The sequence below is a fragment of the Actinomycetota bacterium genome, assembly GCA_036280995.1.
Taxonomy (GTDB): domain Bacteria; phylum Actinomycetota; class CALGFH01; order CALGFH01; family CALGFH01; genus CALGFH01.
Genome location: DASUPQ010000111.1, coordinates 1 through 2,344, shown reverse-complemented (window position 1 = coordinate 2,344; position 2,344 = coordinate 1). Strand labels below are relative to the sequence as shown.

At 68.1% G+C, this 2,344-nt stretch carries 1 protein-coding gene and 1 pseudogene; one reads left to right on the top strand and one right to left on the bottom strand.

Going from position 1 to position 2,344, the window contains the following annotated elements; translation table 11 throughout:
• Positions 1–21: 21 nt before the first annotated feature.
• A complete protein-coding gene (locus VF468_03340; GenBank protein HEX5877346.1) occupies positions 22–1,491 on the bottom strand; it encodes a vanadium-dependent haloperoxidase in 1,470 nt (489 codons plus the stop codon).
• Between the two features lie 499 nt (positions 1,492–1,990).
• Between VF468_03340 and VF468_03335 the strand changes: the two are divergent.
• Positions 1,991–2,344, top strand: a pseudogene (locus VF468_03335) (transposase).

Sequence of the window (2,344 nt, the reverse complement as noted above, 5' to 3'; positions counted from 1 at the left end):
GCGCCGGCTGGCTGGTCTGGTCTAGGTCTTGGTCTTGAGGATGGCCTTGCCGCTGAAGTAGGTGACGGCCGTGTCCATGGCCTGCTCGCCCACCTCTCGGCCGGCCTCTCTGGCCTCCAGGTCGCCGTCGTCGAAGTGGATGCCGCCATACAGGCGCGACAGGCCGGCCTGGTCGGCGGCTTCGGTGAACGACTTCCAGGACAAGGTCACCGGCGCCGGCGGCACCGCACCCGGTTCGACCTTGGAGCTACCGGCCGGGATGGTGATCGACATGCCCAGGTCATCTTTGCCGGTGAACTCCTGCAGGACCGCGGCGGCGGCGGCGCTGAAGGTCGAGTGCCCAGAGATGTACTCGGGGAACGGCGGGGTGGGGAAGGTGGCCGGCTGGTAGGGCAGCCAGTCCTCGCCCCGGATGGTCTTGGTGCCCTGATACGGGCCACCCCAGGCCCGGACCAGCTGGCCGCGCTTGAGCCAGCGGACCGCGGTAATCGGCCGGACCGAATCCCACTGGCGTTTGGCGTCCCAGGCGGTGATGCTGGCATCCAGCAGCGCATTGTTGAGGGCAAAGAACAGTTTGGCGTCGCGGTCCAGGCTGTGGCGGTCGCGGCGGGACACCCATTGGGCGAACACGTTCCAGTGCCCGGGTGGCAGCTCGCTTCGGGGGCCGTCGGACCAGTATTCGGTGATGACCTTGTGGGTGTCGGTCAGGCTGGCGCTATACAGGAGTTGCTGGTCGACCTCTTTCAAATAGGCGCTGCTGGGCTTGCCCTTCTCGACCGACACCGCCGGGCCGTAGTCGGGCCGGTACTGGTCAGCCGACTTCAACCCAAACGGGACCACGGTGCGCCAGTGCGGGGTCAGGTACTTCTGCTGGGCCGGGCACTCGGTCGCCCCCGGCGCCGGCAGGGGCACACACAGTGGCTGCCAGCGATCAGGGTCCACGACCTTGTCCCAGGTGTTGACCGGCACATAGCCGCTGGTGTCGGCGTACCCGTTGAGCTGGTTGGCCCCGTCGTTGTGCCGAAAGTTCACCACCGCCTGGGCCGCGGTGGTCCCGACCATGGCCGCCGTCGAGGTGTCGGTGCCATCGGTGGCGTACCCGAGGGCGGCCATTCGCTGGGCGAAGGCGGCCTGGCGAGCGGGGAACAGGTCGACCAGGGCCAGGTAGGCGGCGAAGCTGACCGCCCGCTCCTTGTTGGCCTGGGTGCGTTCGGCGACCGGGCGGCGCAGGTTGGCGCCCAGCCGGGTACCGACCGCGACGGCATCGTAGGCCGCCCAGGCGTCATAGATGGCCGTGTGTACCACCGCGAGGGCTCGCACAGCCACCGTGGGGCCAGGCGACAAGCTGCGGATGGCGTCCAGCGTCTCCCCGTTCCAGACCAACACCAGATTGTCGCCAGTGGCCGCCTGGGCCGACTGTGGCTCTGCCACGGCCACAAGACCAACGGCCAACCCAACCACCAGGCCAAGGGCCACGGTCAGCTTGCGCATCTACCGCCACCTTTCCCTGCGAAAACCCACGACGCGGCCAGGCTGGGCTGGACGCGGCTTGAGGAAGGGACCGGCAGGGGCAGGGGCGGTCGTTCACGGGTCGACTTGTTACCGTTCACCGCTGCCTGTGGCAGCGGTGCGTTGGACCGGACACGCGGCCCATCCACCCGGGAGGCCGCAGGGCCAAGTCACTCATAACCGGGAGGGAAAACGCAAACCCTCTTGTAAGTGGACAAACCAAGCAGCAAGAGACGCGGCCGATGCCGGCAAGCAGCAGCCACAGCAGTCAGCCTGTCGACGTCAGGCTGGGACGGCGCTGGCCTGCGCTGGGCACAGGTTGCGCACCGCGCTCCTGACAAAGCCTGTGGCTTCGGTGGTCGTCGGGCGGGCCTCTGACCGCACCAGTCGCTCGACGACCCGGCCGAAGCCCAGACCCCCGATGCCCAGGCCGTCACACACCAGGATTTCTGGAGGCTCCGACTCGTGAGAGGTTGGAGCCATGACACGACCAGGCAGGTATCCCCAGGAGCTGCGGGAGCGGGCCGTCAGACTGGTGTTCGAGCACCAGAACGAGCACCCCTCCCAGTGGGCCGCGATCTGCTCCATCGCCCACAAGTTCGGCATCTCGGCAGAGACGCTGCGCAAGTGGGTCCGCCAGGCCGAGACTGATACGGGCTCGCGACCGGGGCTGACCAGCGAGGAGCGTGAGCGGCTCAAGGGCCTGGAGCGGGAGGTCCGGGAGCTGCGCCGAGCGAATGAGATCCTCAAGGCGGCCTCGGCTTTCTTCGCGGCGGAGCTCGACCGCCGACCCAGCAGATGTTCGCCTTCATCGACGCCCACAAGGACCGGTTCG